Annotated in this window: 27 protein-coding genes; 4 read left to right on the forward strand and 23 right to left on the reverse strand. The window is 67.2% G+C overall.

The genetic code is table 11. The features are described from left to right. Positions 1–37: 37 nt before the first annotated feature. The 13 genes from BLJ79_RS12835 to BLJ79_RS12900 all read right to left on the reverse strand — a co-directional run bounded on the left by BLJ79_RS12835 (position 38) and on the right by BLJ79_RS12900 (position 16,701). On the reverse strand, positions 38–1,234 hold the full coding sequence (locus BLJ79_RS12835) for a type II toxin-antitoxin system HipA family toxin (protein ID WP_071215133.1): 1,197 nt from the start codon (positions 1,232–1,234) through the stop codon (positions 38–40). Beyond that, positions 1,231–1,479, reverse strand: coding sequence for a helix-turn-helix transcriptional regulator (locus tag BLJ79_RS12840; protein ID WP_286135385.1), 249 nt, complete (start codon positions 1,477–1,479; stop codon positions 1,231–1,233). The genes BLJ79_RS12835 and BLJ79_RS12840 overlap by 4 nt, the downstream gene beginning before the upstream one ends. Positions 1,480–1,590: 111 nt before the next feature. Continuing rightward, complete coding sequence (locus BLJ79_RS12845) at positions 1,591–1,968, reverse strand: glyoxalase superfamily protein (RefSeq protein ID WP_071215201.1); 378 nt, start codon at positions 1,966–1,968, stop codon at positions 1,591–1,593. A 109-nt stretch (positions 1,969–2,077) separates the two neighbouring features. Further along, positions 2,078–3,718 (reverse strand): ABC transporter permease, encoded by a 1,641-nt coding sequence (locus tag BLJ79_RS12850; RefSeq protein WP_071215134.1) that lies wholly within the window; start codon positions 3,716–3,718, stop codon positions 2,078–2,080. Further along, positions 3,715–4,671, reverse strand: coding sequence for an ABC transporter ATP-binding protein (locus tag BLJ79_RS12855; protein WP_071215135.1), 957 nt, complete (start codon positions 4,669–4,671; stop codon positions 3,715–3,717). The genes BLJ79_RS12850 and BLJ79_RS12855 overlap by 4 nt, the downstream gene beginning before the upstream one ends. Positions 4,672–4,681: 10 nt before the next feature. After that, positions 4,682–5,356, reverse strand: a complete 675-nt coding sequence (locus BLJ79_RS12860; protein ID WP_071215136.1) for a TetR/AcrR family transcriptional regulator — start codon at positions 5,354–5,356, stop codon at positions 4,682–4,684. Positions 5,357–5,642: 286 nt separating this feature from the next. Next, positions 5,643–6,314: an alpha/beta fold hydrolase gene (locus BLJ79_RS12865; RefSeq protein WP_071215202.1), complete on the reverse strand. Its 672-nt coding sequence runs from the start codon at positions 6,312–6,314 to the stop codon at positions 5,643–5,645. A 52-nt stretch (positions 6,315–6,366) separates the two neighbouring features. Beyond that, on the reverse strand, positions 6,367–6,891 hold the full coding sequence (locus BLJ79_RS12870; RefSeq protein ID WP_139194855.1) for a hypothetical protein: 525 nt from the start codon (positions 6,889–6,891) through the stop codon (positions 6,367–6,369). A gap of 85 nt (positions 6,892–6,976) precedes the next feature. After that, positions 6,977–9,292, reverse strand: a complete 2,316-nt coding sequence (locus tag BLJ79_RS12875) for an FdhF/YdeP family oxidoreductase (RefSeq protein WP_071215138.1) — start codon at positions 9,290–9,292, stop codon at positions 6,977–6,979. 285 nt (positions 9,293–9,577) lie between these two features. Beyond that, the gene (gene moaA, locus BLJ79_RS12880; RefSeq protein ID WP_071215139.1) at positions 9,578–10,621 is read right to left on the reverse strand and encodes a GTP 3',8-cyclase MoaA; all 1,044 of its coding nucleotides are present in this window, start codon (positions 10,619–10,621) and stop codon (positions 9,578–9,580) included. A gap of 437 nt (positions 10,622–11,058) precedes the next feature. Beyond that, complete coding sequence (locus tag BLJ79_RS12890; RefSeq protein ID WP_071215141.1) at positions 11,059–14,628, reverse strand: DNA polymerase III subunit alpha; 3,570 nt, start codon at positions 14,626–14,628, stop codon at positions 11,059–11,061. A 255-nt stretch (positions 14,629–14,883) separates the two neighbouring features. Next, complete coding sequence (locus BLJ79_RS12895; protein WP_071215142.1) at positions 14,884–16,248, reverse strand: dihydrolipoyl dehydrogenase family protein; 1,365 nt, start codon at positions 16,246–16,248, stop codon at positions 14,884–14,886. A gap of 141 nt (positions 16,249–16,389) precedes the next feature. After that, positions 16,390–16,701, reverse strand: a complete 312-nt coding sequence (locus BLJ79_RS12900) for a hypothetical protein (RefSeq protein WP_071215143.1) — start codon at positions 16,699–16,701, stop codon at positions 16,390–16,392. Positions 16,702–16,906: 205 nt separating this feature from the next. Here BLJ79_RS12900 and BLJ79_RS12905 point away from each other — a divergent pair, with 205 nt between their 5' ends. Both BLJ79_RS12905 and BLJ79_RS12910 read left to right on the forward strand, forming a co-directional pair. Further along, positions 16,907–17,347 carry a VOC family protein gene (locus tag BLJ79_RS12905; protein ID WP_071215144.1) on the forward strand — a complete coding sequence of 147 codons (441 nt, stop codon included), beginning with the start codon at positions 16,907–16,909 and terminating at the stop codon, positions 17,345–17,347. A gap of 15 nt (positions 17,348–17,362) precedes the next feature. Then, positions 17,363–18,085 carry an AAA family ATPase gene (locus BLJ79_RS12910; RefSeq protein WP_071215145.1) on the forward strand — a complete coding sequence of 241 codons (723 nt, stop codon included), beginning with the start codon at positions 17,363–17,365 and terminating at the stop codon, positions 18,083–18,085. Positions 18,086–18,135: 50 nt separating this feature from the next. On the opposite strand, the gene BLJ79_RS23380 is transcribed toward BLJ79_RS12910, so the two are convergent. From BLJ79_RS23380 to BLJ79_RS12930, 5 genes are all read right to left on the reverse strand, one after another. After that, complete coding sequence (locus tag BLJ79_RS23380; protein ID WP_175475474.1) at positions 18,136–18,309, reverse strand: hypothetical protein; 174 nt, start codon at positions 18,307–18,309, stop codon at positions 18,136–18,138. Between the two features lie 80 nt (positions 18,310–18,389). Continuing rightward, positions 18,390–19,211, reverse strand: a complete 822-nt coding sequence (locus BLJ79_RS12915) for a DUF1206 domain-containing protein (RefSeq protein WP_071215146.1) — start codon at positions 19,209–19,211, stop codon at positions 18,390–18,392. A gap of 344 nt (positions 19,212–19,555) precedes the next feature. Next, positions 19,556–19,978, reverse strand: a complete 423-nt coding sequence (gene arfB, locus BLJ79_RS12920; RefSeq protein WP_071215147.1) for an alternative ribosome rescue aminoacyl-tRNA hydrolase ArfB — start codon at positions 19,976–19,978, stop codon at positions 19,556–19,558. Positions 19,979–20,074: 96 nt separating this feature from the next. Further along, positions 20,075–20,467, reverse strand: a complete 393-nt coding sequence (locus BLJ79_RS12925; RefSeq protein ID WP_071215148.1) for a VOC family protein — start codon at positions 20,465–20,467, stop codon at positions 20,075–20,077. A 427-nt stretch (positions 20,468–20,894) separates the two neighbouring features. Beyond that, positions 20,895–21,299 carry a VOC family protein gene (locus tag BLJ79_RS12930; protein WP_071215149.1) on the reverse strand — a complete coding sequence of 135 codons (405 nt, stop codon included), beginning with the start codon at positions 21,297–21,299 and terminating at the stop codon, positions 20,895–20,897. 76 nt (positions 21,300–21,375) lie between these two features. Between BLJ79_RS12930 and BLJ79_RS24060 the strand changes: the two genes are divergently transcribed. Then, positions 21,376–21,621: an LbetaH domain-containing protein gene (locus tag BLJ79_RS24060; protein ID WP_071215150.1), complete on the forward strand. Its 246-nt coding sequence runs from the start codon at positions 21,376–21,378 to the stop codon at positions 21,619–21,621. A gap of 7 nt (positions 21,622–21,628) precedes the next feature. Beyond that, positions 21,629–22,171, forward strand: coding sequence for a TetR/AcrR family transcriptional regulator (locus BLJ79_RS12940; protein WP_071215151.1), 543 nt, complete (start codon positions 21,629–21,631; stop codon positions 22,169–22,171). Here the strand turns inward: BLJ79_RS12940 and BLJ79_RS12945 are convergent. From BLJ79_RS12945 to denD, 5 genes are all read right to left on the reverse strand, one after another. After that, a complete protein-coding gene (locus BLJ79_RS12945; RefSeq protein ID WP_071215152.1) occupies positions 22,168–22,581 on the reverse strand; it encodes a helix-turn-helix domain-containing protein in 414 nt (137 codons plus the stop codon). The genes BLJ79_RS12940 and BLJ79_RS12945 overlap by 4 nt on opposite strands. Positions 22,582–22,728: 147 nt before the next feature. After that, on the reverse strand, positions 22,729–23,352 hold the full coding sequence (gene otnC, locus BLJ79_RS12950) for a 3-oxo-tetronate 4-phosphate decarboxylase (protein WP_071215153.1): 624 nt from the start codon (positions 23,350–23,352) through the stop codon (positions 22,729–22,731). A 45-nt stretch (positions 23,353–23,397) separates the two neighbouring features. Further along, positions 23,398–23,847: a GntT/GntP/DsdX family permease gene (locus tag BLJ79_RS23735; protein WP_286135388.1), complete on the reverse strand. Its 450-nt coding sequence runs from the start codon at positions 23,845–23,847 to the stop codon at positions 23,398–23,400. Beyond that, the gene (locus BLJ79_RS12955; protein WP_286135389.1) at positions 23,831–24,736 is read right to left on the reverse strand and encodes a GntP family permease; all 906 of its coding nucleotides are present in this window, start codon (positions 24,734–24,736) and stop codon (positions 23,831–23,833) included. The genes BLJ79_RS23735 and BLJ79_RS12955 overlap by 17 nt, the downstream gene beginning before the upstream one ends. Positions 24,737–24,763: 27 nt before the next feature. Continuing rightward, positions 24,764–25,726 carry a D-erythronate dehydrogenase gene (gene denD, locus BLJ79_RS12960; RefSeq protein ID WP_071215154.1) on the reverse strand — a complete coding sequence of 321 codons (963 nt, stop codon included), beginning with the start codon at positions 25,724–25,726 and terminating at the stop codon, positions 24,764–24,766. Between the last annotated feature and the right edge of the window lie 14 nt (positions 25,727–25,740).

Genomic DNA, 25,740 nt, shown 5'->3' on the forward strand with positions numbered 1-25,740 from the left:
ATGGTGCAGATGATGCCCCGTGGACGCCGGGGCGGTGCTATGCCTGCAGCTCGTGCCGGCGGAAGCGCAGTTCCCGCTCCGTCCCGCGCAACGGGGAACCCTCGAAAGGCAAGGCAGCCAGGTCCACCGAGGCCGCCGCCTTGAGTGCGAGCCGGTTTGCCGACGCCGCGGCCCTGGGCGGCAGGCCGAGGGCGTCGGCAAATTCCGCCCAATGCCTGGCCTTGAGGTTCTTCAGTTTTCCCGCAATCGGAAGTGCCATGGTTTCATCGCCGTACAACAGTGTGCAGGGCAGGTCATACATGGGCGAGATCTCGAAACCGCCGGCCTGCCTTCCCAGCACGGAGAGGTTCTTGGCATGAAGGTCGCCGTTGCCGGTCAGCCAGCCAAAGGCAAATTGCAGGTACAGGTTTCGGCGGGCCACCACAGGGGCAATGCACAAGCGGGCCAGGGCCAATGCAAGGTCCTCGGCCGCCACACCGTACTTCGCGGCCGGGGGCAGGCCCATGACCTGTGTTCCGTCCTCGAGGGCCATCCGGTGCCAGTGGCCGTCGGTTCCCTTCCGGCGGTCGAACCTCTCGACCAGCAGGCCGGCCAGTCCGTGCTTGTCATGGATGATCCGGTTGCCAACCACCGGGAGGTTCAGGTTTCTTGCCCCGGCCAGGTGCGCGGCCTCGTTGGCCACCAGATGGGGGTTCTGTGCGGGATCGAGCTTGAGCAGATAGCGCCGGCCCCGCGTCGCCAATGGCGTGGTGAGCATCGAGGCGCTCGCCTTGTCCTGGACCCCGGGAAGTGCGTGCAGGTCCACCGAGTTCGCCAGGACGGCGAAGTCCAGGTCTTCCGGTGTCGAGGTGTCCGCCAGCGCCTCCGGTTCGGCGGGAACGTCCCCCGCGGGAACCACCTGTACGTCGCCCGGGACATCGGCACCCACGGCGAGCAGCAAGGTCAGTTCGTCGTCGAAGCTGGTCTTGGTCGCATTCTTCAACACCGTCAGCCGGTGTCCCTCGGGAAGCAGCCCCGCAAAGAACGCGGGAAGGGCACCATTGGGCGTTTCGACTGCGGCGTTTTCCAGCGGAAGGGAAAAGGCCACCGGCGCCTTGCCGCCGGCCAGGTAGCTGTCTAGGTAGCCGAAGCGGATGCCCCCGGCAGCCGTCCGGGTTAGCTCCCCCGCGTGGACACCGTTCTTGTAGACGTCGGCACCCTCGATGAACCTGAGCCGGTGGAGGTCCGGGGTCATCGACCGACGCCAATCTTGAGCCCCAGCACGTTGAGGACGGAGGCCACGGCGCGCAGGGACGGATTGCCGGTGGCGGTTTCCAGCGCGCGCACGGTCCGTTCGGAGACCTCGGCCAAGTCGGCCAGTTCCCCTTGGGTCAACCCGGCGTCCTTGCGGGCCCGGCGGATCTCCAGCGCCAGTGCCGATACGGTGTCAATGCCACTTCCTGCACCGGCAAGATAATGCCGCTCTTGATGCTTCATCATCCCATGATCCACGGAAAACCCGTTTTCGGCAAGAACTTGCCGAAAACGGGTTTCTGAGCGGGCCCACCCGCTACAGGGCGGCTGATCGGCAATTTGTTGCCGGTTGGGCGTCTACCCGTTCGGGCGCTGCGGCAGGTACTGCACCGCCCACTTGTTGCCGTCCGGATCGGCGAAGTACACGAAGTGCCCCCACGGCTGGATGTCGACGTCGCTTACGTCCACGCCGTTGGCCTTGAGCTGGTCGTGGGCCTTGCGGATGTCGCTGACCACCATCTGCAGGCTCGGCGCCGTTCCGGGGGCCGCGTCGTTCAGGCCCTCGCCGATGGTGATGGAGCAGGCGGATCCCGGCGGGGTCAGCTGGACGAAGCGGATCGCCTCGGTGGGTCGCTCGTCGTAGTCGGCGTTGAACCCGACCTTGTTCACGTAGAAATCCTTGGCGCGGTCCACATCGGACACGGGGACAAATACCAGTTCCAGTTTCCAGTCCATGGCGCCCACGCTACTGCCGCAACAAAACCCGTGTAAAGGGGTTGCAAGGGCCCTACCCCTGCCGGGGCGCAGCACCCGCACAGGGGAACGGGGCACGCGCCCCGTTCCGCTATTCGGGCATCAGGTCCCTGGCCCGGAAGCGCCAGAACCCGATCGTGGCCAGCACCAGGGCGATGACGCCAAGGACCACCAGGGGCAGCAGGGCGAAGTCCTCGGCCGGGAGCCTCGGGACCGCCCCGAACGGGGTGGCCTTGATAACGTCCTCGGAGAGCGAAAGCAATCCGCCGAACATCGCGGCCATGACCGAGAGCCCGTAGACCGCCCACGCGATGCCGGTGCTGGGACGCGGGATGAATCCGTGACAGAAGAGCAGCACCCCGAGCATCAGCAGCACCGCCGGCCAGTAGGCGAACGAGGCGGCGGCCATGGATCCGCCGGTCGCCGCGCCCTGGGACGATGCCCCGGTGAGGTAGCCGCCGACCAGCCGCATCGCCGCGGAGCCGGCCCCCGCCACCAGGACGTGCGCCCACAGCCAGCCGAAGCGCGAGAGCGATCCGGCCAGCTGGCTCTCCAGCCGCCCGCTTTCCTCCTCGCTGCGTGCCCCGGCCAGCGCCTGGACGGCGAACGCCCCGGCCAGCAGCCCGTTGAAAAGCACGAAGATGCCCATCACCCCGTCAAGCATGTCGTGTCCGGGGCCCACGAAGGACTTGGCGAACGGGTTGTCCGGGTCCAGCACCGAGGTCATGGCCCGGGCCACCGACCCGAAGAAGAGCCCCGCAACCACCGCGCCCAGGAACCAGCCGAGAAGCGAGCCGCGTTGCAGCCGCAGCACCAGGCCCAGCGGGTTGGCCAGAAGCGCCGAGGCGGTGGCCGGGCCGGCGCGCTCGGGCAGGATGCCGGAGCCGAGGTCGCGCCGGGTTTCCAGGCGCAGCGCCAGCGCGCATCCGAGCACCGCCAGCCCCAGCAGGGCCGTCAGCGGCCACCAGTTGTCCTGGCCGAAGGAGCGCATGTTCTGCGCCCAGCCAATGGGCGAGTACCAGCTCAGTGCGCTCGGGTCGGTGCCGTTGGCCTGCAGGTCGGCGCCCGCGCGGATGAAGTAGAAGAGCGCCAACAGTGCCACGGCCAGCGAGTTTGCCCCGCGGCTGGTGGTCGCCAGCTGGCCGCAGATCGCCGAGACCGCCACGAAAGCCAACCCGGTTCCGGCGATGGAGGCGCCCATGGTCCACGATCCGCCGGTCGGCAGCTTCAGGCCCAGGCACAGCAGGGAGATCAGCAAGCCGGTGACGACGGACAGCGATCCGGCCACCAGGTAGTTGGCCACGGGGTAGGCGTGCCGCCCCAGCGCGGCCGAACGCAGCAGCTCGGTGCGCCCGGTCTCTTCGTCGGCCCGTCCGTTGCGGGTGACCAGGAAGATCGAGGCGAAGCCCAGGGCCACGGCCAGGGTCATCCAGATCTTGATGACCAGGATGCCGCCGAGCGAACCTGCCGCGTAGGGCAGGCCTGTCATGGCCGCCACCGCCGGGGTGTTGGCCACCTGGGCATAGGCGTCGCGGGACTCCTGGGTCGGGAAGGCCTCCTGCTGGGAGCCGTAGACGATCGGGATCATCACCGCCAGCACCCCCGCCCAGATGAGCAGCCGCAGCCAGTTGCGGCGCAGGATGAATCCCGCGGCCGTGCCCACCCCGGCCAGGGAACCGGTGGAGGCGGAGGTTCGGCGCGTGGCGCGGCCCGGGGCCGTTGCGCTGCTCATCGCGCACCTGCCGCAGGTGCGTGGGCGTGGCGTCCGGGCCTGGCGGCTGCCGGCTGTAGCGGCAGCCCCCCGTAGTGGCGCAGGAACAGGTCCTCGAGCGACGGCGGGGTCGAGACCAGGGAACGGGGCGAGTACCTGGAAAGCGCCTCGAGCACGCCGCCCAGGTCTTCCTCGCCGACGGTGAAGGTGGCCTTGGGACCGTCCATGACCAGGTCACCGATGCCCGGGACCGCGGCAAGTGCGGAGGTGTTTCCGGCCAGCAGCACCGAGACGGTGGTGCGGTGCAGGTGGCGCAGGGATTCGAGGCGCCCGGCCTCGACCGTCTGGCCCTCGCGGATGATGGTGACGGTATCGCAGAGCTTCTCGACCTCGGCGAAGATGTGGCTGGAAAGCAGCACCGAACGCCCCTCGGCCTTGACCTCGCGGATGCAGGCGGTGAAGACCTGTTCCATCAGCGGGTCTAGGCCCGATGTCGGCTCGTCCAGCAGCAGCAGCTCGGCGTCCGAGGCCAGGGCCGCGACCAGGGCGACCTTCTGCCGGTTGCCCTTGGAGTAGCTGCGCGCCTTCTTGGTGGGGTCCAGGTCGAAGCGTTCGAGCAGCGCGTCGCGCTTGGTGGCATCCACGCCGCCGCGCAGGGACGCCAAGATGCCGATGGCCTGGCCGCCGGTGAGATTGGGCCACAGGGCGACCTCTCCGGGCACGTAGGCGATGCGCCGGTGCAGGGCCACGGCGTCGTCCCACGGGTCCCCGCCCAGCAGCTTCACGCTGCCCGAATCGGCACGCAGCAACCCGAGCAGGATGCGGATGGTGGTCGACTTGCCCGACCCGTTGGGCCCGAGGAATCCGGCGACCTCTCCGGCCTCGACCTGCAGATCCAGTCCCGCCAGGGCCGCGGTGCGCCCGAAATGCTTGTGCAGGCCGGCCACCGAGATGGCCTGGGTGTTGGTGGACATGGTTTTCTCCTTACCGTGTCACGGTTTCTCCCGCGAGGCCCGCGGGCGGGTTCTTGGTGCCGGCCAGGAAGGCCAGGTATTCATCGAGGTATTCCCGGCTGGTGAACAGCCCCTCGGTGTACAGCTCGAGGGTTGGCAGCACTGCCTCGGCGTAGTAGCGTTCCATCACCGCACCAAAGTCCTCCAGCGGCGTCCCGGGACGCATGGCGAAGCTGACCACCATGGCGCCGATCGACTGCTGGACCAGGAAGCGCACGCGCGCCTCCTCGTCGCGGCTGGGAATGATGATTCCCCGCTCCACGGCGTCGCGCGAGAATTCCAGGGCCTCGACGACCATGTGCTCGATAAAGTCCCTTCCCGCCTCCCCGCCCTCGCGGACCGAGCGCAGGATGTAGACCAGCAGGATCCCGCCCTCGCGCGATGACGGGAACTGTGCAAAGAGTTGCCGGGGCGAGGCCTTGAGGCTTTCGTTCTTCAGCGCGCGGTAGCGTGCAAGCACCGTGACGTCGCATTCGGCGCGCAGCGCTTCCTTGGATCCGAAGTGGTGGCGGACCAGGCCGGCGCTGACCTCGGCGCGGGCGGCAATGGCGCGCAGGGATTCATCGAACCCGTGCGCCGCGAAGCACTCGATGGCGGCGTCGCGCAGCCGGGCCCGTCCGGTCAGATCCTCTCGGGCTGTACTCATGTATAGGACGCTACTCGCGTGTATAGCGCTCGGCAATAGGTCGAAGGTCCCGATTTTCCCTTCGTCCTCCGCCTCGGTTTTTGCCGCGGGGGCCCGGCGTTTTCGAGGTAGGGCCGGACGGCCGGATCAAGGTGCCGCTCGCGGGTCCGGCGGCGCGAACACCTCATTGCCGAGGACGGGGGCGGCACGGACGGATGTGCCGGCTTTGGCTTGCGCAAGGGGCGGCGCACGACCGGCCCGTGCGTGGACCCGGCGCTCCTTGCCGGCCGCCGCACCGGCGACGGCCTTAGAGGGAGGCCTTGCAGGCGCCGTCCAGAAAGACGGCCACCTCGCGAGGGCGGGAGAGCAAGGGTGCGTGGCCGGAATCGATCTCCGTCACCGCAGCGCCCATCCGTTCGGCCATTTCCCGCTGCAGCGTCGGAGGCACGGCACGGTCGGCGGTGGCAACCAGGTAATGCGCCGGCAGATCCAGCCATGCCGGCCGCCCCACCGTTGCCTTGTCCAGCCCGATGCGCGTCAGCTTCTGCACGGCCGCACCCAGCGCGGCATCCTCGGAGGACAGCTCCCCCGCCATCACCTCGCCGAAGTGCGCCCGGTCGATGTAGGTGTGGTTTCCGGCGACGACCACGTGCTGCGGGATCATGCTGCCCGGATGCAGCCTGGACAAGCGGCTCACGGATTCGCCCTCGGCCGGTGCAGACGCCGCGACATAGGCCAGCGCCCCCACGTTTCGGGCCCCGCGTGCCGCCTCGCCAATCACTGCCCCGCCGTACGACCACCCTGCCAGCAGGACCGGTGCACCCACGGTGGCCAGGGTCCGGCGCACGCTGGCCACGTCGTCGTCAAACGATTCGAGGCCGAGCTGGGCGGCCACGGGGTCATGGCCAAGGGCGCGCAGCTCGGCGATGACCCGCAACCAGGCCGAACCGTCGGACCACAACCCGTGCACCAGCGCCATGACCGCCACCGAAACCCCGTTTTCCCGTAGTTGGCTTGCCCGCAGCAACACCCTACAGGGGCAGTGTCATGCCCAGGGAGAAGTTCAGGCTCGTGGCAAAGGTCAGGTACATCAGCCAGAGGCCCGTGACCAGGTGCCACAGCCCGAGCGACCGCTCGCCCCATGCCTGCCCAATGCTGTGGAAGAAGTCGCTGATGTAGATCAAGGTCAGGCCCACGAACAGCAGCCCGACGGGCCAGTCTCCGGCGTTGGTGCGCGGGTCCACACCCTGCCAGCGGTTGTAGCCCAGTGCGAACCAGTGGATCCCGTATGCGGAGAAGGCGAGGGCTGCCATGTACAGCGGCGCGTCCTTGAACACCTGGAACCATGTCAGGCCGACGAAGAGGATGATGCCGGTGACCAGCTGGCAGAAGCCCGGGAGCCAGATGCCCCACACGCCTGTCGACCTGTCCACGGATTCGTCACGCTTGGGCCAGTGAAACAATTCCTCGGGACCGTAGATCAAGTAGCCGGTCCCCAGGCCGCAAAAACCCAGCGGCAGCGGCGCAAACGCCGATGACTCGACGATCAAGTCCATTGCCATACTCCTTGGCAAACTGAAAAGCCGTTGACCATCCAGGCCGGGCCATAGGAATGCCCTCCCGCTCCCCGGGCGGGTTTGCTCAGGAACCCATGGCGTAGGCGGGCACGGAGGCCTTTTCCAGGCGCACGACAACGGACTTGGACACCGGGGTATTGGAGCCTTCCGCCGTGGCGTCCAGGGAGACAAGCACATTGGCCTCGGGGAAGTACGCGGCCACGCAGCCGCGCGCGGTGGGGTAGCCGATGATGCGTTGCTGGCGCAGCACCCGGTCGATGCCGTCGGGCGACTCGCTGTGGATGTCCACGTAGCTGCCGTCGGCGATGCCGAGTTCGGCCAGGTCGGCCGGGTTCACGAACAGGACGTGACGGCCCTTCTTCACGCCCCGGTACCTGTCGTTGAGGGTGTACATGGTCGTGTTGAACTGGTCGTGGGCGCGGACGGACTGCAGCAGCAGCCGCCCCTTGGGGACCTCCACGGTTTCCAGCTCGCTGACCGTGAAGATGGCCTTGCCCGAAGGTGTGGGGAACGTGCGGCTGTCGCGCGGCGGGTGCGGCAGGACGAAGCCGCCGGGACGGCGGACCTTGGCGTTGTAGTCCTCGCAGCCCTTGCAGACGTGCCCGATGTGCTCGCGTATGGTGTCGTAGTCGGCCTCGAACCCGGCCCAGTCGATGGGGTGGTCGCGGCCCAGGACGGCCCGGGCAAGCCGGCTGACGATGGCCATCTCGGAGAGCAGGTTCGTCCCGACCGGCTCCACCTTTCCGTGCGAGGCATGCACGGCACACACCGTGTCCTCGACGGTGACGAATTGTTCGCCGGATGCCTGCCGGTCGATTTCGGTCCGGCCCATGGTGGGCAGGATCAGGGCCTTCTCCCCCGTGAAGGCGTGGGATCGGTTCAGCTTGGTTGACACCTGGACCGTGAGCTTCATCTTTTGCATGGCCTCCTCGGCCACGGCGGTGTCGGAGATTGCGCTGACCAGGTTCCCGCCCATGGCGAAGAGCACCTTGAGCTTGCCGTCGCGCATGGCGCGGATGCTCTGGACCGCGTCGAAACCGTTCTCCCGCGGCGGGTCGAAATTGAACTCCTTGCCCAGTGCGTCCAGGAAGACCGGCGGCATCTGCTCCCAGATGCCCATGGTCCGGTCGCCCTGGACATTGCTGTGTCCGCGGATGGGCGAGGGGCCGGCCCCGGGCTTTCCGATGTTTCCGCGCAGCAGCAGCAGGTTGACGATTTCCTTGATGGTGGGCACGGCCTTCTTGTGCTGGGTCAGGCCCATGGCCCAGGTGACAATGACCTTGTCCGCCTTCAGGTAGCGGTCGGCGAGTTCGTCGATTTCCGCCGTCCGCAGTCCGGTGGCGGCCAAGACTTCCGCATCGTCGAGGTTGGCGATGTGGGCCCGGTATTCCTCCAGGCCCTGGCAGCTTTCCTCCAGGAACGCGTGATCCAGGACGGCGCCGGGTGCCGCGTCTTCGGCGGCAAGGACCCGCTTGGCCAGGGCCTGCACCAGGGCCATGTCTCCGGCCAGCCGGATCTGCAGGAACTGGTCGGCCAGATCGGTGCCCTTGCCGACCAGCCCGCGGGGCTTCTGCGGGTTCCTGAAGTTGATCAGGCCGGCTTCGGGCAGCGGGTTGACGGCCACGATCTGGGCACCGGCGAGCTTGGCTTCCTCCAGCGCCGTCAGCATCCGCGGATGGCAGGTGCCAGGGTTCTGCCCCATGATGATGATCAGGTCGGACTTGGCAAAGTCTTCATAGGAGATCGCGGACTTGCCCACCCCGATGGTCTCCCCCATGGCGAGTCCCGTGGACTCGTGGCACATGTTGGAGCAGTCCGGCAGGTTGTTGGTGCCGAAGGCGCGGGCAAACAACTGGTATTGGAAGGCCGTCTCGTTGCTGGTGCGGCCGCTGGTATAGAACGCTGCCTCATTCGGGGAATCGAGGGCGTTCAGCTCACCGGCCACCAGCCGGAATGCGTTGTCCCAGCTGATGGGCTGGTAATGGTCCGAGCCTGCCGGCTTGTAGACCGGATCAACCAGCCGTCCCTGCTGGCCCAGCCAGTACTCGCTGCGCTCCCGCATGGAGGACACCGAATTGGCTTCCCAGAATTCCCGCGGCACCGTCAGCAGCCCCGCTTCCCACGTCACCGCCTTGGCGCCGTTTTCGCAGAACTCCGCCGTCTTGCGGTGCGGCGGATCCGGCCAGGCACAGCTCATGCAGTCAAAGCCGTCCTTCTGGTTCATTGCCAGCAGGGTTTTTGCGGATCGCACGGGGCCCATGGCCGAAAGCGCCTGGGGAAGGGATTCGGTGAGGCCGTGAAGCCCTGCGGCCGCCCGGGCGGGCCGGCCGACCTTCATCTTGGCGTCCGAGTCATCCTGGACCGGGGGCTTGTTGCTCATGGCACACACAACCTTTTGCTTGAAGAATCGATTCTCCGGAATGAAGGGTGTGTCCGGTCAATCCGGTTCCACGCCCGGTGTCGTGTGCGTCGCCCCCCCACACGCACGACGTTGGGCGTTCATTAGCAGGTAGGACCGTTCTAGCATCGCTACTTGGCAAAGACAACATGGCCATCACGTGACGTGCCTTACACTGGCGGTTGCCCGTCGCAACGGCCCGGCAATCCCCTCGGGAAACCGCGCATCCGCGCACCGCTTGCCAGCCCGGCTGCAGCACGCCGGTCTTCAGCCGCCGATGTAGTTCATCTCGATTTTTTTCCTGCCCGGCTTGGTCACGCCGGGTGTTCTGGCACTGCGCAGTTCCGAGTACCTGTCCGTCCGGGCGCCCCACAGGGCCGCGAGTGCATTGGCCAGGTCTTCGTCCGTGGCACCGGCGCGGAGCAGTGCCCGCAGGTCGGTGCCCCGGGTGGCGAACAGGCAGGTAAACAGCTTGCCGTCGGCGGAGAGCCGCGCCCGGGTGCATCCGCCGCAGAAGGCACGGGTAACACTGGAGATCGCGCCGATCTCGCCGGCGCCGTCCGCATACCGCCAGCGCTGGGCGGTCTCGCCCGGGTAGTTTGCCTCCAGCGGCTCCAGCGGAAACACGCTGCCGATCCGTTCAACCACCTCCGCGCTCGGCACCACCTGGTCCATCTTCCAGCCGTTGGAGGTTCCCACGTCCATGTATTCAATGAAGCGCAGGATGAATCCGGTGCCCCGGAAGTGCCGGGCCATGTCAACGATGCTGCCATCGTTCAGGCCCCGCTTGACCACCATGTTGACCTTCACCGGGCCCAGACCCGCGGCTTGGGCCGCGTCGATTGCGTGCAGGACTTTCGCCACGGGGTACTCGACGTCGTTCATGGACTGGAAGACGGCCTCGTCCAGGGAATCCAGCGACACCGTGACCCGGTCCAGGCCGGCGGCCTTGAGTGCCTCCGCCTTCTGCGCCAGGACGGAGCCGTTGGTGGTCATGGCGAGGTCGGGCGGTTCGCCGCCGGGCGTGCGCAGTGCGGCGAGCATGGCGATAAGGTCCTCGATGCCGCGGCGCAGCAGCGGCTCGCCACCGGTCAGCCGGATCTTGCGCACGCCGTGGTCCATGGCGATCCGGGCCAGCGTGGTGATCTCCTCGAAGGTGAGCAGCTGGTCATGCGGCATGAACACGAAATCGCGGCCGAAGATTTCCTTGGGCATGCAGTAGACGCAGCGGAAGTTGCAGCGGTCCGTGACGGATATCCGCAGGTCCCGCAACGGGCGCTGCAGCGTATCGGTCATCTGTGGGGCAGCCATTGTTCAACCTCCAACACGGGTCCGGACCTTGGCCGGAACCCTGTTTCCACCATAGGCCTGCACGAAGCCGACGTCGAGGATGGGGAGTGCGAGTGCGACGGCCGCCGCGCCCATCCCCGGGATCGGTGCTGGCCGGAATCGCCAATTGAACCTGGTCTTTGCCTTCACCCGAAGAGGCCGGCCGGTTTCGCGGGTGGCCTTTGACCCGGGCCGTGGGGTGATGGGTCCGGGCATGATCATGAGGGAAAGCGCTCCCGCCGCTTCCTTGCCCGCCTCGGGTTTGCCGTTTTCCGTCCGCCCCGGTCAACCAGCGCTCGCGTCCCCGGCCGAATCGCAGGGGAAGTGAGTCGGCGCAGATCCCGGGCGCCATGTGTATGCGTGTGAAAAGTGTTTATTGATGCCTTTCGCATCAATCCAGGGGTTGTCCTTCGGTGCGTTCAGGCACCCAGGTAGCCGCGGGTGTCCAGATCCTCGGCGGCCATGCGCGCGGCCAGGGATTTTTCCGCCTCCCGCGCCGGCCGGGCGGCGGAGGACCCGAAGCTCTCGTTGCGGGCGCGTGCGGGGTCGGACAGGTGGCCGGGGGCCGGCAGCGCGGATTTGTCCGACAGGTCCCAGGCGTCCAGCGCCTGCAGGCTGATCCCGCGCGGTCCGGTGCGCCGGGTGAGCCCGTGGATCAGCAGCAGCCGGGTGGAGAAGAGCAGCGGGCCGCAACGCTGCTGGGCCTCGTGGAAGAACGTGGCATCGACGCAGCCGGTCCCGTCGTCAACCGAGATGAACACGACCCGGCGCCCGCCGCGCATCGGCGGGGTCTGGGTGGCCACGCGCACCCCGGCCACCAGGACCTCGGTGCCGTTGCGCATGCCCAGCAGGTCCGCGGAGCGAGACACGCCCAGGGACCGCAGCAGCGGGGCGTGGGATTCCATCAGGTGGGCGGTGACATCCAGGCTCATCAGGTCCAGTTCGGTGCGCGCCACCTCGTCCAGCGGCGTTGGCGCCGCCCCGATGGCCATGTTGGCAAGGTCCAGGTCCCCCAGCGGCAACGACAGCTGCCCGGGGATCGGCCGGTGGCGCTGTGGCAGCGCCCTGCCGGCCGGTGCCCGCAGGTGCTCGATGAGATCGGCCCGGTTCCCGCGCCCGGTGCGCGCCTGCAGCGAGTCGAAGGCGCCCAGGGCCGCGAAGTGGTTCAGCGAGGTGCGGGTCAGCCCGGAGCGGGCGCGCACATCGGCGATCGAGTCGTAGGGCTGCCCGGCCGCCACCCGGGCGACCTCGCGCTCGGAGACCGAGCGGATCCCGCGCAGCGAGAGCCTGATCCCGTACCTGCCCGGGGGCGCGGCCCCCGCGGCGCGCGGGACCACCGGCAGCTGTGCGGGGGGCAGCAGCCCCTCGAGCCTTTCCACCTTGTAGCCGGGCGCGGAGCGGTTGATGTCCAGCGGCAGGATCGCGATGCCCATGCGCCTGGCCTCGGCGACCAGCAGCCGCTTGGGGTACATGCCTGGGTCGTGTTCCCAGATCCCGGCCAGGAAGGCCTCCGGATGGTGGGCCTTGAGCCAGGCGGAGTGGTAGGTGGGCACGGCGAAGGCGGCCCCGTGGGCCTTGCAGAACCCGAAGGACCCGAAGGCCGCCAGCGTGTGCCAGACCTCGTCGATGACCTCCAGCGAGTAGCCGCGGCCCAGCGCCCGGGAACGGAAGAGCGCCTCGACAGCCGGTTCGGCGTGCGGGTTTCCCAGCAGCCGGCGGTAGACATCGGCCTGGGCCAGCCCGCAGCCGGTCATCTTGTCGAAGATCCGCAGCACCTGTTCGTGGAAGACGGTGACCCCGTGGGTCTCGGCGAGCGCCGGCGCAAGGTCGGGGTGGGGGTATTTTTCGGGTGCGAAGCCGTGGCGGTTTTCCAGGTAGGGCTTGACCATGTTGGATTTCATGGGTCCGGGGCGGAAGAGGGAGATGTCGATGATGAGGTCGTTGAATTCGCGCGGGGCGAGCTTGCCGATGAGTTCGCGTTGTCCGGGTGATTCGATCTGGAAGCAGCCCAGGGTGTGGGTGGAGCGGATGAGTTCGAAGGTGGGTTCGTCGTCCAGCGGGACCAGGGCGAGGTCGATGGCTCCGTTGGGCTGGATGTAGCCGGGGATTTCCCCGGGCTTGCGTCCCCGGTGTCCGCCTGCCTTGGCGACGGCTTGTGCGTCGGGGTGCAGGCGCTGGATTTCCTCCAGTGCGTAGGTGATGGCCGATTGCATGCGCACCCCCAGGACGTCGAGCTTGAGCATGCCCATGGGGTCCATGTCGTGTTTGTCGAATTGGCTCATGGGCAGGGAGATGCCGCTGGGTTCGACGGGGGTGCGGTCGCGCAGCTGTGCGTCGGAGAGGATGACGCCGCAGGGGTGCATGGAGATGTGGCGGGGCAGCCGGTCGAGGCGTTCGGTGAGGTCCACGAGCAGGTCGAGTTGTTTTTCGGTGCCGAGGCGGTCGGCGAAGGGTGCGAGTTCGGGTTTTTCCTCCAGGGCTTCGCGGAAGGAGGAGGCGGAGAAGCGCCAGAGTTGCTTGGCGATCGTATCGATGTCTTCTTCCTCCATGCCCAGTGCGGCTCCGGCGTCGCGCACCGCCCCCCGGGCGCGGTAGCCGTTTTGCATGCTCATGAGGCTGACACGGTCGGCTCCGAAGCGTTCGAAGATCTTGTGGTAGATCTCGTGGCGCCTGGCGGATTCGACGTCGATGTCGATGTCGGGCAGGGTGGCGCGGTCGCGGGAGAGGAAGCGTTCGAAGAGCAGGTCGTGGGCCAGGGGGTTTACCTGGCTGATGCCAATGAGGTAGTTGACCAGTGAGGAGGCTCCTGACCCCCGGGCGGCGGAGCGTATTCCCAGGCGGGTGATCATGGAGCTGACTTCGGCGACGGTGAGGAAGTAGGGGGCGAAGCCGAGGTCGGCGATGGTGGACAGCTCGGCCTCCAGGCGGTGGCGCATCGCGGGGTCGTTGGCCTGGTCGGGGATCAGGCGGGTGATGCCTGCCTCGGCGCGGGAGGCGAGTTCGTTTTCGGGGTTTCCGGTGATGCCGATGATGTGGGCCTCGGGGACCACGGGGATCGACCATCCGGTGTCGGGGACCGGGTCAAGGCGCGCCCAGTCGGCGAGCGCTGCGGTGTTGCGCAGCAGTGTGGCGGCCAGGGAGGTGTCGGAGGCGGAGCGGGCGATTTCGGTGGCGAGGTGGTGCATGTGTTCGGCAGGTTTGAGCCAGCCCTGCCCGTTGGGCTGGATGTCGTTGAGGGTTTCCAGGGAGGACAGGGCTCGTGCGGAGTCCAGGACATCGGCGGTTGCCGCTCCGTCGGGGTCGGCGTAGCGCACGGCGTTGGTCAGGACGGGGGCGATGCCCGTGTCGGTGGCGCAGCGCAGCATGCGGATGGCGTGTGCGGTGCTGAGCTTCTCCCCCGGGCTATTCAGGTGCGTGGTGATCTCCACCCGCAGGGCGCTTGCCCCCAGCAGGGAGCGCCAGGTGCGCAACAGGGTGCGGGCCTGGGTGTAGTGGCGGTGTCCGGTGGCCAGGCCGATGTCTGAGCCCGGTCCCAGCAGGATGGTGAGCAGCGCTTCCCCGTCGGGGCCCAGTGCGTGGGTGCCCAGTTCCTCGCGGGTGATCCCCACGGCTGGCTTGGCGACCCCGGCGGGTGTGTTGGGTTGGTGTGCCGCGGTGACCAGGTGGCAGAGGGCGGCGTATCCGGCGCCGTTGCTATGCCCCTTGGCCAGGGCGACGATGCGTCCGGCGGTGCGCATCGGTGGTGGCTTGCCGTGGGGAGCGGGGCGGGGTGCGGGTTCGAGGATGGCCAGGTCCACCCCGAGGATGGGGTCGATGCCGTGTCCGATGCAGGCCTTGAGGTGCTTGACGCTTCCGTAGAGTCCGTCGCGGTCGGTGATGGCCAGGGCGTCCGCGCCGTCGGCGAGCGCGGCGGCGACCAGGTCCTTGGGCCAGGAGACCCCGTAGTGTGCGCTGAAGGCGGAGGCGACGTGCAGGTGGGTGAAGCCCATGGTGCCTGCCCCTCCCCTGTCCCGCGGCGCGCCCCGGTCCCCCGGCGGGTTGCGCCTGCGGGCACGTGCCTTGGTGGTCCTCGGTGCCGGGGTTCGTGTGGCCGGGCGAGGAGGGGGACGAATTCATTCTATTAGAACATGCGTTCTAATCAAGTCCCGTGGCAGGACCGCGCGGAGGACTCCCGGACACCGGGGCCCCCTCCCTGCGCTGACCTGCGGCGGGAAGGGGGCGGTGAGAAGGCCCACTGGCGCGGCCTAGATTCCTTCGTCGCTTCGCAGCCGGTCCAGGGCAACGAGGTAGGCCTCGGTGTAGCTGGGGAATTGCGGGGCCATGTCGCGCAGGACCTCCAGCGGGGTCTCCGCCCTGATGGCCAGGGATGCCAGGTGGATCCATTCGCTGGCTTGCGGGGCGATGGCCCAGGCCCCGATGACGACCCTCCGGTGCCGGTCCACCAGCAGGCCCAGGTCCCCTCGCGGATCCTGCTCGTAGGTCCAGGGCCGGGCGAGGGTCTCGGGCAGGTTGACCTGGATGTACGCCGCGTCGATTCCACGCCCCTCGGCCGTCTCCCGGGTCAGGCCCACGGCGGCGATCTCCGGGCTGGCGAAGACCACGCGCGGGATCCCGTCGTAGCTTGCACTTCGCTCCCTGCCCAGGATGCAGTCGGCCACGATGCGGCCCTGGTACTTGGCCACATGGGTGAAGGGCATGATCCCGGTGACGTCCCCGATGGCCCAGAGCCCCTCGGCGGCCCAGCAGTGCTCGTCAACCCGTACCCCGCCCTTCCCGTCAAGGGTCGCCCCGGCGCGTGCCACATCCAGGCCGTCGGCACGCGGGACCCTTCCTGTGGCGAAGAAGACCGCATCGACCGCGACCTCCCCGCCCGCCTGCAGCTGAAGGATGCTGGTCCCGTCCTCCCCGCGCCGCCCGCTGGTCACGGTGCTGTTGGCCAGCACCTTGACCCCGAGCCGGCGCAGGTGCTCCTCGGCGAGCGCGGAGACCTCGGGCTCCTCGCGCCGCAGCAGCCGGGCGCTGCGGTTGAGCACGGTGACCTGGACCCCGAATCCGGCCAGGAAGAAGGCGGCCTCCAGCGCCACCGCGGATCCGCCCACGATGGCCACGGATTTCGGCAGCGTCGCCAGGGTGTAGAGCTCGCGGTTGGTCCAGGCGGTGATTTCCCCGCTCCCCGGGAACTCGGGGACCACGGGGACGGTTCCCGTGGCGATGACGATGTGGTGAGCCAGGTATTGGTTCCCGTTGGCGCTGAGGTGTCCCGGTCCGGTGATTGTCGCCTTGCCGCGCACCACGGTCGCCCCGCGCTTGGCGTACCCCTGCTCCTGGGCGCTGTCGTCGAGGTGCCGGGCCATGTAGTCGCGGTATTCCCGGGCCTTTTCCCAGTCCAGGGCGCTTTCGGCGGCTCCGGCCGCACCTGCCGCCTCGATGTTCACCTCTGGCCCGCGCAGGACGGTCTTGGAGGGGACGCAGGCCCAGTAGGCGCATTCCCCGCCAATGAGCTCGGATTCGAAGACCACGACCTTCTTGCCGGCGGTGAGCAGCCGGTCGGCGGCGACTTCGCCGCCGGGTCCCATGCCGATGATCGCGGCATCGAATACTTCTTCCATTAGAGCGCTCCCGTGTTCGTGTTCCTCGCGGCCGCCGTCCAGGCACCTGCCCCCAGCCTTTCACCTGGCGCGGCCGACGGCCAGAGCCCGCCGTGCCCAATGATGGCACCAACCCGGTTTCGGGCCGGCCGGCCCGACGCGCTAGGCGCTTTCCCGGTAGGCCTCGGGCATGCGGATGATCCGCCAGCGGCCGGTATCGGCCTGGCGGGAAACCTCGAAGGTGCGCAATGGGCCCACGCCGGCGAGCTTGACCTGCAATTGCCAGACCTCGTAGTCCACGAGCCCCGGGCCGCGGCCGCGTTCGGCACGCAGCTCCTCGGTCCACCAGTTCCGTCGCTCGAACCAGCGCACCGGCTCGGCCGCGAGCCGGTATTCGCGGCCCTGCCAGCGCATGCGGATCGGCACCCCCGCCGGTGTGCAGTCAACCTCGATCGACTGGGTAAAGATTCCCATTCGCTCGCCACCCTTCCCGTTGCACAGGCGGGCCCGACACCTCCCTTGCCCCAGGGGCATGAAAGGCGGTTGCGGGTTGCGCCCGTGCATTCACCAGTTTATTAGAAACTTTGTTCTAGACAAGACGAGAGTAGAACATGCGTACTACGGTTTGTTGTTGAGGGGTCCTCTTGATGCCCATTCACATGGGCCTATGCTTGGGTGCATGAGCATAGACACGCCCCCGGCAGTCACCGCGCTCACCCTTGGGGTGCGCGATGTCCAGCGGTCACGCGACTTCTACGTCACGGGCCTGGGTTTCCGCGAAATCAATTTCATCCCCGGCGAGATCCTGTTCGTCCAGGCCGGCCACGGGCTCATGCTCGCGCTGTGGAACGTCGAATCGATGCCCGGCGAATACGGGGAAGTCGGGCACGGCCCGCTGGCCCCTCCGGTCTCCCTGGGCCACAACACCACCAGCGTCGCCGAGGTCAACGACCTCTACGCCCGCGCCCTGGACGCCGGCGCAACCCCGATCGGCGCGCCAACCACCCGGGAATGGGGCGGCACCAGCGCGTGCGTGGCAGACCCGGACGGCTTCCGCTGGGATTTTGTGCACAACCCGTCCTTCGCCATCGACGACGACGGAACCGTCACCGGTGTCTGAGAACTCCCGCCACCGATGAGGCTCTCCAGCTTGCCGATCCGCCGGATCGCCGAACACGAGCTTTCCCCCGCACCGCGCAACCAGTGGCCCCAGACGCTCCCGCCGGTGCGCCAGCTGCTGGACCAGGGTCTTGACTTCGGTGCAGCCACGGTCTTCGTGGGCGAAAACGGTTCGGGGAAATCCACGCTTATCGAAGCCATAGCGCTGGGCTACGGGCTGTCCCCGGAGGGCGGCTCCACCGGGGCGCAACACAGCACCCGTGCCACCGAATCGGGCATGGAGAAGCACCTGCAGCTGGTGCGGAACATCGGTGCCAGCCGCCGCGGATACTTCCTGCGCGCCGAAACCATGCACGGTTTCTATACCTACCTGGAGGAAAATCCCACGCTGCGGCGCAAGGATCCGGAATTCCATACCATGAGCCATGGCGAATCGTTCCTCGAGCTGATCGTGGACAGGTTCCGCGAGGGCGGGCTGTGGGTTCTCGACGAGCCCGAGTCCGCACTCTCGTTCTCCGGGTGCCTGGCCCTGGTGGGAATCCTGAAGGACCTCATGGCGCAGGGCGATTCGCAGGTCATCATGTCCACGCACTCGCCGCTGCTCGCTTCCCTGCCCGGGGCCGACATCTACGAGGTCGGCCCGTGGGGGCTGCGGCACAGCGCCTGGGACGAGCTGGACCTGGTGACCAACTGGCGCTCCTTCATGAACCTGCCCGAACGCTACCTGCGCCACCTATAAAAAAGGTGTGCAGGGCACGTGGCCCTGCACACCCGGCAAGCCCCCGGCGGTTACTGCCCGGAGTCGGACGGCGCCGCATCCGGGTCGAAATCCTCGGACAGGGCACCGCCCTCGCTCTTCCACTTGGACAGCTGCTTCTCGCTGACTTCGCGTTCGTCGGTGTTGGGTGTCAGGTTGTTTCCGGGCTCTTCGTTTTCGGCCATGTTCCGGTTCTCATCACTCATGAGTCCCACGCTAGCCGCTTCGCGGAGTGCAGGCCAGCCTTCCGTCGGCCTCCGCGCGCCGCACGAAGCCGCGCAGGCATTCAGTCCATCTTCGCCAAGCGGGACTTGGCGATCTGGAACAGCCCGTAGCACCCCAGGCCAACGCCGATGAAGACCAACGCGTATACGCCGAAGGGTTGGCTGCGCAGCGCCTTGAGCGCACCATCGAGCCCCGTGGATTCCTCGGGATCCGCCTGCACCGTGGCAACGATGACCAGCAGCCCCACCAGGAACAGGGCCACGCCCTTGGCAACGTAGCCCAAGACGCCCAGCACCACGGTTGCCTGCCGCAAGGCCTTCGAGGCAGGAAGGGACAGCTGCTTGGCAAACGACTTCAAGATGCCCCTGGCCGCAAAGACGATTCCGGTCACGGCAATGCCGGCTCCGATGAGCAGCAAGAGCGCGGGGCCGAAGGGCATGGACATGATGCCGGCCGTGGCGTCGCTGGTGGACTCGCTGCTGTCCTTGCGGTTGCCCAAGGCAAAAGAGCCGAACCCGACGGAGAGTGCGAGAAAAACGATGCCCTGGCCGGCGGCGGACAGCTTTTTGCCCAGCTTCGTCCTTGCCGGGGCGCGGCGGTATCCAAAAAGGACTTCGCTTATCTGCCACAGCCCCAGGGCCAGGCAAGCGATGCTGCCGATCCACACCAGGGCGTACCCGGCAGGTTGGGCCGCCAGCTGTGCCATCGCGCCGCTCTGCTCGGCATCCTTGGAATCCCCGAAGGCCAGCCTGACCGCAATGATCCCGACCAGGACGTGCAACAGGCCGCTGACGGCAAAGCCGGCCCTGGCGGCAATCACGAATGCCCGGGAATTCGAGGCATCTTCGGCGGCGTTGGCGACGTCGTTCAGTTCTTTCTTCATGCGGGTCCCCCTTGGCTGCGCCCACGTGGGGAGCTGCGTGTCGGTAACGACATCCTGCCACCGTTCGGGGCGGACGCATACATTTTCCCCCATCCCCGAACCCGGTGGGGTCAACCACCTGAAGCTTCCGGCCACGGGCCTGGAACGCAGCCGCACTTGACAGGCCGGCAGGCCCGGGTTTCGGCAGCTGATGGAAGTCGGCAACGAGGGAACCTCCGTCGGGCTGGCCACGCAACATCCGCGCGGAGGACCTGGGCCGGGCCTGTGGCTCGACCGGACGGGCACGATCTACGCCGCCTCCACTGCTGGCCATGAGCCCGGCACAACGCACCGCGGCAGGACCGCTACTCGGCCGAGGGCCGCTGCCGCTGCTGCTTCGTGGCCGAGCGCTGCGACTTCGCGGCGAGCCGGCGGCGTTGGGAGCCCTTGGTCGGCTTGGTGGCACGCCTGCGCGGCGCATCCGGCGCCAGCGCCGAGGCCAGCATCCCGGCGAGCTTCTGCAGCGCAATCTCGCGGTTGCGCAGCTGGGAGCGCTGTTCGGAGGCCGAGATGGTGAGCACGCCGGAAACGAGCTTCGAATCCAGGCGCGAGACCAGGCGCTCGCGCTGCGCGTCGGTCAGCACGCGGGAGCCGGCAATGTTCCAGGACAGCTCGACGCGGCTGTCCGAGGTGTTCACGTGCTGACCGCCGGGCCCCGAGGAACGTGAGAACCGCCAGTCGAGCTCGGATGCCGGAATCGACAGCGCCGGTGAAATCTCCAGATCCATGCTTCAAGCATCGCATGGTCCGGGGACGCTCATGCCCCTGCGCCGGGCAGGGGGCACCCGGTCCCTGCCGGCAGGGCAGGGACCGGGCGGGGCCACCTATGCCTGTGCGTGCTCCTCGTGGAGACACAGGATGTTGCCGTCGGGGTCCTTGAACCACGCGGCCTTCTCCGATCCAAGGACACAGACGTGGTCGACGGTCTTCAGGTCCGGCAGGTCGTAGTCCTCAAAGACCACGCCGCGGCCATCGAGGTCGCCGATCGCGTCGGCGATGTCGTTGACCTCGAAGCTGGCAGCGGTGTGGGTGGAGGGCTTGGCCTGCGGATCGCTGAGCAGGGCAATCGAACCGGCACCGGCGAGGGTGAAAACGAGGTTGCCGTCCGCTGCCTTGCCCCGGAAGGGAAGGCCCAGGGCATCCTCGTAGAACTTCCGCGACCGCTCGGCATCGGTGACGGGAATGATGGTGGTCAATGGGCTGGTCGAAAGTGACATGGGGAACCATCCTCGGGTGGAAATCTGGCCCTCCAATTTTACGTCCGGATCCGCGAAAAAGAGGCCCGGAAGCGTGAGCGCAGGTGTGGCGCGCGGGGGGGGGTATCGCGGCACGTCGGCACGTCATACACTGGGCCTGCAACCACCATCGACGGAAGTGAGCGGCCATGACCATCCCACAGCCTCCCGAGCCCCCGGACCGGCCGGCCGAGCCCGGCCGTGTTCCGCCGACTCCACCGATTCCGCCCGGGCCTCCCGTGCCGCCCTACGATCCGCCGCCGGACCCGGGGCCGTTGCCGCCCCGGCCCGATCCGCAGCATCCGTATCCGCCCGTTGAACCGGACCCGATCGGACCGGTTCCGCCAATCAGGTAGGCACGGGGCCAACAACAGCGGGCCCGCTGCGCTTGGTCCGCCGAAGGGTTAGGCTACTGGCGCTGCGAGAGCCGGATCAAGTTGCCCGAGGGGTCCCTGAACGCGCAGTCCCGCGGGCCCCACGGCTGTTCGATGGGCTCCTGGAGGACCTCGGCCCCGGTGGCCCGCACCTGCTCGAAGAGTCCGTCCAGGTCGGAGGTGGAAAAGACCGTCATCGGCAGCACCCCCTTGGTGAGCAGTTCCTGGATGGCGTTGCCGTCGGCCTCCGAGCGCCCTGCGTGCGGGTCCGAGAGCACGATGCCCAGCCCCGGCTGGGTGTCGGAGCCCAGGGTGACCCAGCGGTGCTCTCCCGAGGCGACGTCGTTTTCCACCTTCAGGCCCAGCCCGTCGCGGTAGAAGGGAATGGCCGCGTCGACGTCGTTGACGGTGATGTGTGAGTACTGCAGTGAAATATCCATGGCTCAACCATAGGTCCGGGTGGACCGGGGGCGCTTCTTGAATCCTGCTCGATGCCAACATGCCGCCAGGCACGTCATGGTCGATTTCGTGGGGCATCTGGGCGAGCACGTGGAGATCAAGCCACCGCCGTTCGTGGACTACGGGACCCAGCTGTCGATCGGCGAGCGCACCTTCACCAGCCACAACCTCACGACCCTGGACGCCGTCCCGATCAGCATCGGGAACAACAGCGTCATCGGCGCCGGTTCGGTGGTCACCGGGGACGTTCCGGCCAACGTGGTGGCGGTGGGCAATCCCGCCCGCGTCATCAAGAACCTCTAGGTCCTAGGTGTCCACCCGCAGGGTCGATCCGGACCGCCGCGAACGCATCATCGACTGCGCGGTGGAGCTGATTGCCTCCCAAGGCGTGGCGGGCACCTCGCCCCGCAAGGTCGCGGCGCTCGCCGATGTGCCGCTGGGCTCGATGACCTACCATTTCCCCTGCATGGACGAGCTGCTCGAGGCGGCTTTCACGCGCTTTGCCGCCGAGGTCGGCGAGCGCTTCGCCGCGGGGCTTGCCGGTGAATTTGCCGGCGCGAAGCTGGTTGCGGCGTTGGTGGAGCTGATCCACGACGATGTGCTGGATTCCCGCCGTTCCCTGGTCCTGACCATGGAGCTGTATGCGCTGGCGGCGCGCGATGCGCGGTTCAGGAACATCACCCAAGGCTGGCTCGAGATCAGTGCCCGGGCCCTGGAACGCCACATGGACGCGGCAACGGCGCACCAGGTTGATGCACTCATCGAGGGGATCTCCATCCACCGCGCCCTGGGCACCGCACCCCCGTCGCGGGAGCTGACGGCCGAGGCGCTGCGCAAGATCCTGGGGGCCTAGTACCGGGGCGTCCTGGTGCTCTTGGGGCGGGTAACGGACTTGGCGATGCAGGCGGGCATGGCTTCCACCGCCGCATGTTCCCGGTTGCGGTAGCCGCTTGGGCTTTCCCCGGTGATTTGGGTGAAGCTGGTGCTGAAGGAACCCAGCGAGGTACACCCCACCTCCATGCAGGCGTCGGTGACGCTGACCCCGGCGCGCAGCAGGGCCATGGAACGCTCGATGCGCCGGGTCATCAGGTACGCGTAGGGGCTCTGCCCGTAGGCGGCCTTGAACTGCCGGGAGAAATGCGCCGGGGACATGAGGGCCTTGGTCGCCATGGTGGGTACATCCAGGGGTTTCGCGTATTCGCGGTCGATCATGTCCTTGGCCCTGCGCAGGGCGGTGAGCGTTTCAAGCTCGGATTGCTTCATGGAATCGAGGCTATCAGCGCTTCCCTTACTCGACGTGGCAGCCCGTCAGGCCGCTGGCCACGAAAAGGCCCGTAGCCGGCGACTGCATAGCAATCACCGGCCACGGGCCCTTTATCGCCCAGATAGGACGACCACAGCCGACCGGTGCTACCGGTTCATCAAGGCATCAATCTCTGCTGCTGTCAGCGGACGGGTATCCCGCCCGCGAAGCAACAGCGCCAGCTGCGCGGACACTTCCAGTTCCTCGGCGGAATCCACCGCATTAACCAGACTCTTCCCAGCGACAATGCTTCCGTGGTTGCCCAGGATAATGGCTTTGGCCTCCCGGGCGGCTTCAAGGATGTCGCGCTCCATGCCGGGGTCCCCCGGCTTGTAGTAGGGAACCAAGGGAATGTCTTCGCCCAAGCGCATCACCAAGTACGGGGTGTGTGGCTTGATCAGAGGCCCGTTGCTGGGTGCCAGGCAGCTGAGCGCTGTCACATGCGTGGAGTGCAGGTGGACGATGGCCCCGGTATCTGGCCGTGCCTCGTACATGGCGCGGTGCATAACGACTTCCTTGGAGGGGGCGTCGCCCGAAATGTGGTTCCACCCGTGGTCCAGGAGCGACAAGCTCTCGGCGTCCAACCGCCCCAGCGATGAGTTCGTGGGTGTCATCAGGTAGCCATCGGCCACGCGGACACTGATGTTGCCGGCGCTGCCCACCGAGTATCCACGCTGGAAAAGGCTTGCCGCCAACTCCACCATTTCTGCTCTAGTCTCGAGAAACTTCACTTACTGCCCTTTGCTTTGGAATGTTGGTGGATGGGTGAGTACCCATCAGAGGAAGATGTCGGCGACCAGGATCGTGACCAGGGCCGTGGCCCAGGCCACCGTGGTCGGAATGGACCAGGTCAGGATCTGCCGCTTCACGTCGGTGACTCCAAGCATGCGGTTGACGACCCAGAACAGGCTGTCGTTGAAGTAGCTGAACACCATGGCGCCCAAGCAGGCAGCCTGTGCGGCCAGGACCATGTTGACGTCGGGGATCTGGGCAAGGATCGGCGCAGAGAGTGATGCCGAGGTGATGATGGCAACGGTTCCGCTGCCCTGCACCAGGCGGACCATGGTTGCGATCAGGAACGGGATCAGGATGCTCGGCAGCGGGAGGGTCGAGACCCACTGGCCGATGGCATCGCCAACACCGCTGTCTCGCAGCACCGCGCCGAGCGCTCCACCGCCACCGGTGACCAGCAGGATGATGCCGGCCGATTCAACACCCTTTTCCATCTCGGCACGGGATGGCTCCGTCGGTGGCCTTGGCAACAGCCGAGATGCCGGTGTTCAGGAAGATCAAGACGATGGGCCCGAGAACCGGAAGCAGGGAAAGGAACAGGGAAGGGAGTTCCTTCAGGCGTTCATCCGCAAGCTCGTTGAATTCCTTGAAGGCTTCCTTGGCGGTGGTCTTGTCATCGGCGACGGGCAGAATGCTGTCCCCGCCTCCGGTCGCCACAGACACCGAAACCGGTGCCATGGCCTCGATCTTGGGGCCAGCGAAACGAGCGTAGAGCGTGACGGTCACCAGCGCAGGCAGGGTCAGCAGCAACCCGTAGAGGATCATGTCGCCAATCGACACGCCGTAGATGCCTGCGGCACCCAGCGGGCCCGGAGTCGGCGGGACCGCGTGGTGGGTCAGCACCATGCCGCCGGCCATGGCGATGCCCAGCGTCAGCTTCGAGCGGCCGGTGCTGGTGGACAGCGCCTTGACCAGCGGGGTGAGGATCACGAATGCGCTGTCCACGAAGATCGGGATGGAGATGATGTAGCCTGCGACCGACAGCGCCCAGTCTTCACGCTTGCTGCCAAGCCAGCGGATCATGGAGATGGCCAATTTCTCGGCGGCCCCGGAAACTTCCAGGATGCGGCCCATCATCACGCCGAAGCCGACGACCAGGCCAATGGTGGCAAGGGTGGAGCCGAATCCGGCGGTGATCGAGGCGACCGCCGCTTCGGGTGTCATGCCGGCGGCCAGCGCGGCAATGGACGCCGCGATGATCAAGGCCAGCAGTGCATGCACCTTGGTCTTGAGCACAAGGAAGATAAGCACTGCGATGGCAACCACAAGCCCGACGATGGCCGCCGGGCTGGCAGTTGCGATTGTTTCAACCGCAAAATTCATGGTGGTGTTCCTAGGATCTGGGGAGAGTTAGTTCGCGATGAAATCGTCGCGGTATTGCTGGACGACTTGGTCGAAGTCGGTGTCGGAGACGAAACCGAGGCTGCGCGTGCGTTCGACGTCGAAAGCACCAGGCCAGGAGCCGACGATCGCATCGATCTTCGCGTCGTAAGCGATCTCCACCAGGTCCCGCGCCTGTTGGCCACCGACACGGGCCAGGCTTTCGAGCATTTCCCCGGCTGTGACGCTCAGTCCCGGGACGTTGAGCACCCGCCAGCCGCCGAGCAGCTCTCCACCAAGCTCAAAGGCATGGACCAGGTTGGCCACCGCGGCGTTGGGCGAGGAAAGCCACATCTTCGTTTCAACCGGCACCGGGCACACCGCTCCGGTGCCGTTCAGTGGTTCGCGGATGATCGAGCTGGCAAAGGACGATGCCGCGGAGTTCGGCTTGCCCGGGCGCACGGAAATGGTCGGCAGGCGGCAGATGCGCCCGTCGATGTATCCCTTGCGGGTGTACTCGTTGACCAGCAGTTCGCCGATGGACTTGACCATGCCGTAGGTCGACTCCGGCTGCGTGGCCAGGTTCTCCGGGACGGTCTGTGGCATTTCCCCGCCGAAGACGGCCAGGGAGCTGGTGAACACGAAGCGCGGGGCGGCCTTGGTTTTCCGGGCCGCCTCAAGCAGTGCCCGGGTTCCGTCGACGTTGACGTTCATCGCCAGGTCGAAGTCTTCCTCGGAGCCGCCACTGAGTACGGCAGCGAGGTGGAAGATGCCCACGGTGTCCTCTGTGACCAGCCCGTGGAGCAATTCAATGTCGCCGATGCTTCCCTTGACCGAGGTGACGCGCGAATCGTCGACCGGGCATTCTGCCAGGTCCAAGGATACGATCTGGTCGAATTCCACGGTGCCGGTGCCTGCATCCTTGCGCTCCAGGAGCAGCTGGATGACGCGGCTGCCGAGGAATCCGCCTCCGCCGGTAACTATGATTTTCATCTTTGAAACTTTCT

The organism is Arthrobacter sp. UCD-GKA (genome assembly GCF_001863355.1).
GTDB lineage: Bacteria > Actinomycetota > Actinomycetes > Actinomycetales > Micrococcaceae > Paeniglutamicibacter.

What these genes read in the sequence shown, in the direction of transcription:
- BLJ79_RS12945 (WP_071215152.1), bottom strand. Translation starts at nt 22,581, where the DNA reads ATGAAGCAATCCGAGCTTGAAACGCTCACCGCCCTGCGCAGGGCCAAG.
- BLJ79_RS12900 (WP_071215143.1), bottom strand. Translation starts at nt 16,701, where the DNA reads ATGGGAATCTTTACCCAGTCGATCGAGGTTGACTGCACACCGGCGGGG.
- BLJ79_RS12925 (WP_071215148.1), bottom strand. Translation starts at nt 20,467, where the DNA reads ATGTCACTTTCGACCAGCCCATTGACCACCATCATTCCCGTCACCGAT.
- BLJ79_RS12835 (WP_071215133.1), bottom strand. Translation starts at nt 1,234, where the DNA reads ATGACCCCGGACCTCCACCGGCTCAGGTTCATCGAGGGTGCCGACGTC.
- BLJ79_RS12930 (WP_071215149.1), bottom strand. Translation starts at nt 21,299, where the DNA reads ATGGATATTTCACTGCAGTACTCACACATCACCGTCAACGACGTCGAC.
- BLJ79_RS23735 (WP_286135388.1), bottom strand. Translation starts at nt 23,847, where the DNA reads ATGGAAAAGGGTGTTGAATCGGCCGGCATCATCCTGCTGGTCACCGGT.
- BLJ79_RS12905 (WP_071215144.1), top strand. Translation starts at nt 16,907, where the DNA reads ATGAGCATAGACACGCCCCCGGCAGTCACCGCGCTCACCCTTGGGGTG.
- BLJ79_RS12865 (WP_071215202.1), bottom strand. Translation starts at nt 6,314, where the DNA reads ATGGCGCTGGTGCACGGGTTGTGGTCCGACGGTTCGGCCTGGTTGCGG.
- BLJ79_RS12850 (WP_071215134.1), bottom strand. Translation starts at nt 3,718, where the DNA reads ATGAGCAGCGCAACGGCCCCGGGCCGCGCCACGCGCCGAACCTCCGCC.
- BLJ79_RS12910 (WP_071215145.1), top strand. Translation starts at nt 17,363, where the DNA reads ATGAGGCTCTCCAGCTTGCCGATCCGCCGGATCGCCGAACACGAGCTT.
- BLJ79_RS12890 (WP_071215141.1), bottom strand. Translation starts at nt 14,628, where the DNA reads ATGGGCTTCACCCACCTGCACGTCGCCTCCGCCTTCAGCGCACACTAC.
- BLJ79_RS12845 (WP_071215201.1), bottom strand. Translation starts at nt 1,968, where the DNA reads ATGGACTGGAAACTGGAACTGGTATTTGTCCCCGTGTCCGATGTGGAC.
- BLJ79_RS12875 (WP_071215138.1), bottom strand. Translation starts at nt 9,292, where the DNA reads ATGAGCAACAAGCCCCCGGTCCAGGATGACTCGGACGCCAAGATGAAG.
- moaA (WP_071215139.1), bottom strand. Translation starts at nt 10,621, where the DNA reads ATGGCTGCCCCACAGATGACCGATACGCTGCAGCGCCCGTTGCGGGAC.
- BLJ79_RS12870 (WP_139194855.1), bottom strand. Translation starts at nt 6,891, where the DNA reads ATGGACTTGATCGTCGAGTCATCGGCGTTTGCGCCGCTGCCGCTGGGT.
- BLJ79_RS12855 (WP_071215135.1), bottom strand. Translation starts at nt 4,671, where the DNA reads ATGTCCACCAACACCCAGGCCATCTCGGTGGCCGGCCTGCACAAGCAT.
- BLJ79_RS12955 (WP_286135389.1), bottom strand. Translation starts at nt 24,736, where the DNA reads ATGAATTTTGCGGTTGAAACAATCGCAACTGCCAGCCCGGCGGCCATC.
- denD (WP_071215154.1), bottom strand. Translation starts at nt 25,726, where the DNA reads ATGAAAATCATAGTTACCGGCGGAGGCGGATTCCTCGGCAGCCGCGTC.
- BLJ79_RS12915 (WP_071215146.1), bottom strand. Translation starts at nt 19,211, where the DNA reads ATGAAGAAAGAACTGAACGACGTCGCCAACGCCGCCGAAGATGCCTCG.
- BLJ79_RS23380 (WP_175475474.1), bottom strand. Translation starts at nt 18,309, where the DNA reads ATGAGTGATGAGAACCGGAACATGGCCGAAAACGAAGAGCCCGGAAAC.
- BLJ79_RS12860 (WP_071215136.1), bottom strand. Translation starts at nt 5,356, where the DNA reads ATGAGTACAGCCCGAGAGGATCTGACCGGACGGGCCCGGCTGCGCGAC.
- BLJ79_RS12840 (WP_286135385.1), bottom strand. Translation starts at nt 1,479, where the DNA reads ATGATGAAGCATCAAGAGCGGCATTATCTTGCCGGTGCAGGAAGTGGC.
- BLJ79_RS12895 (WP_071215142.1), bottom strand. Translation starts at nt 16,248, where the DNA reads ATGGAAGAAGTATTCGATGCCGCGATCATCGGCATGGGACCCGGCGGC.
- arfB (WP_071215147.1), bottom strand. Translation starts at nt 19,978, where the DNA reads ATGGATCTGGAGATTTCACCGGCGCTGTCGATTCCGGCATCCGAGCTC.
- BLJ79_RS24060 (WP_071215150.1), top strand. Translation starts at nt 21,376, where the DNA reads ATGGTCGATTTCGTGGGGCATCTGGGCGAGCACGTGGAGATCAAGCCA.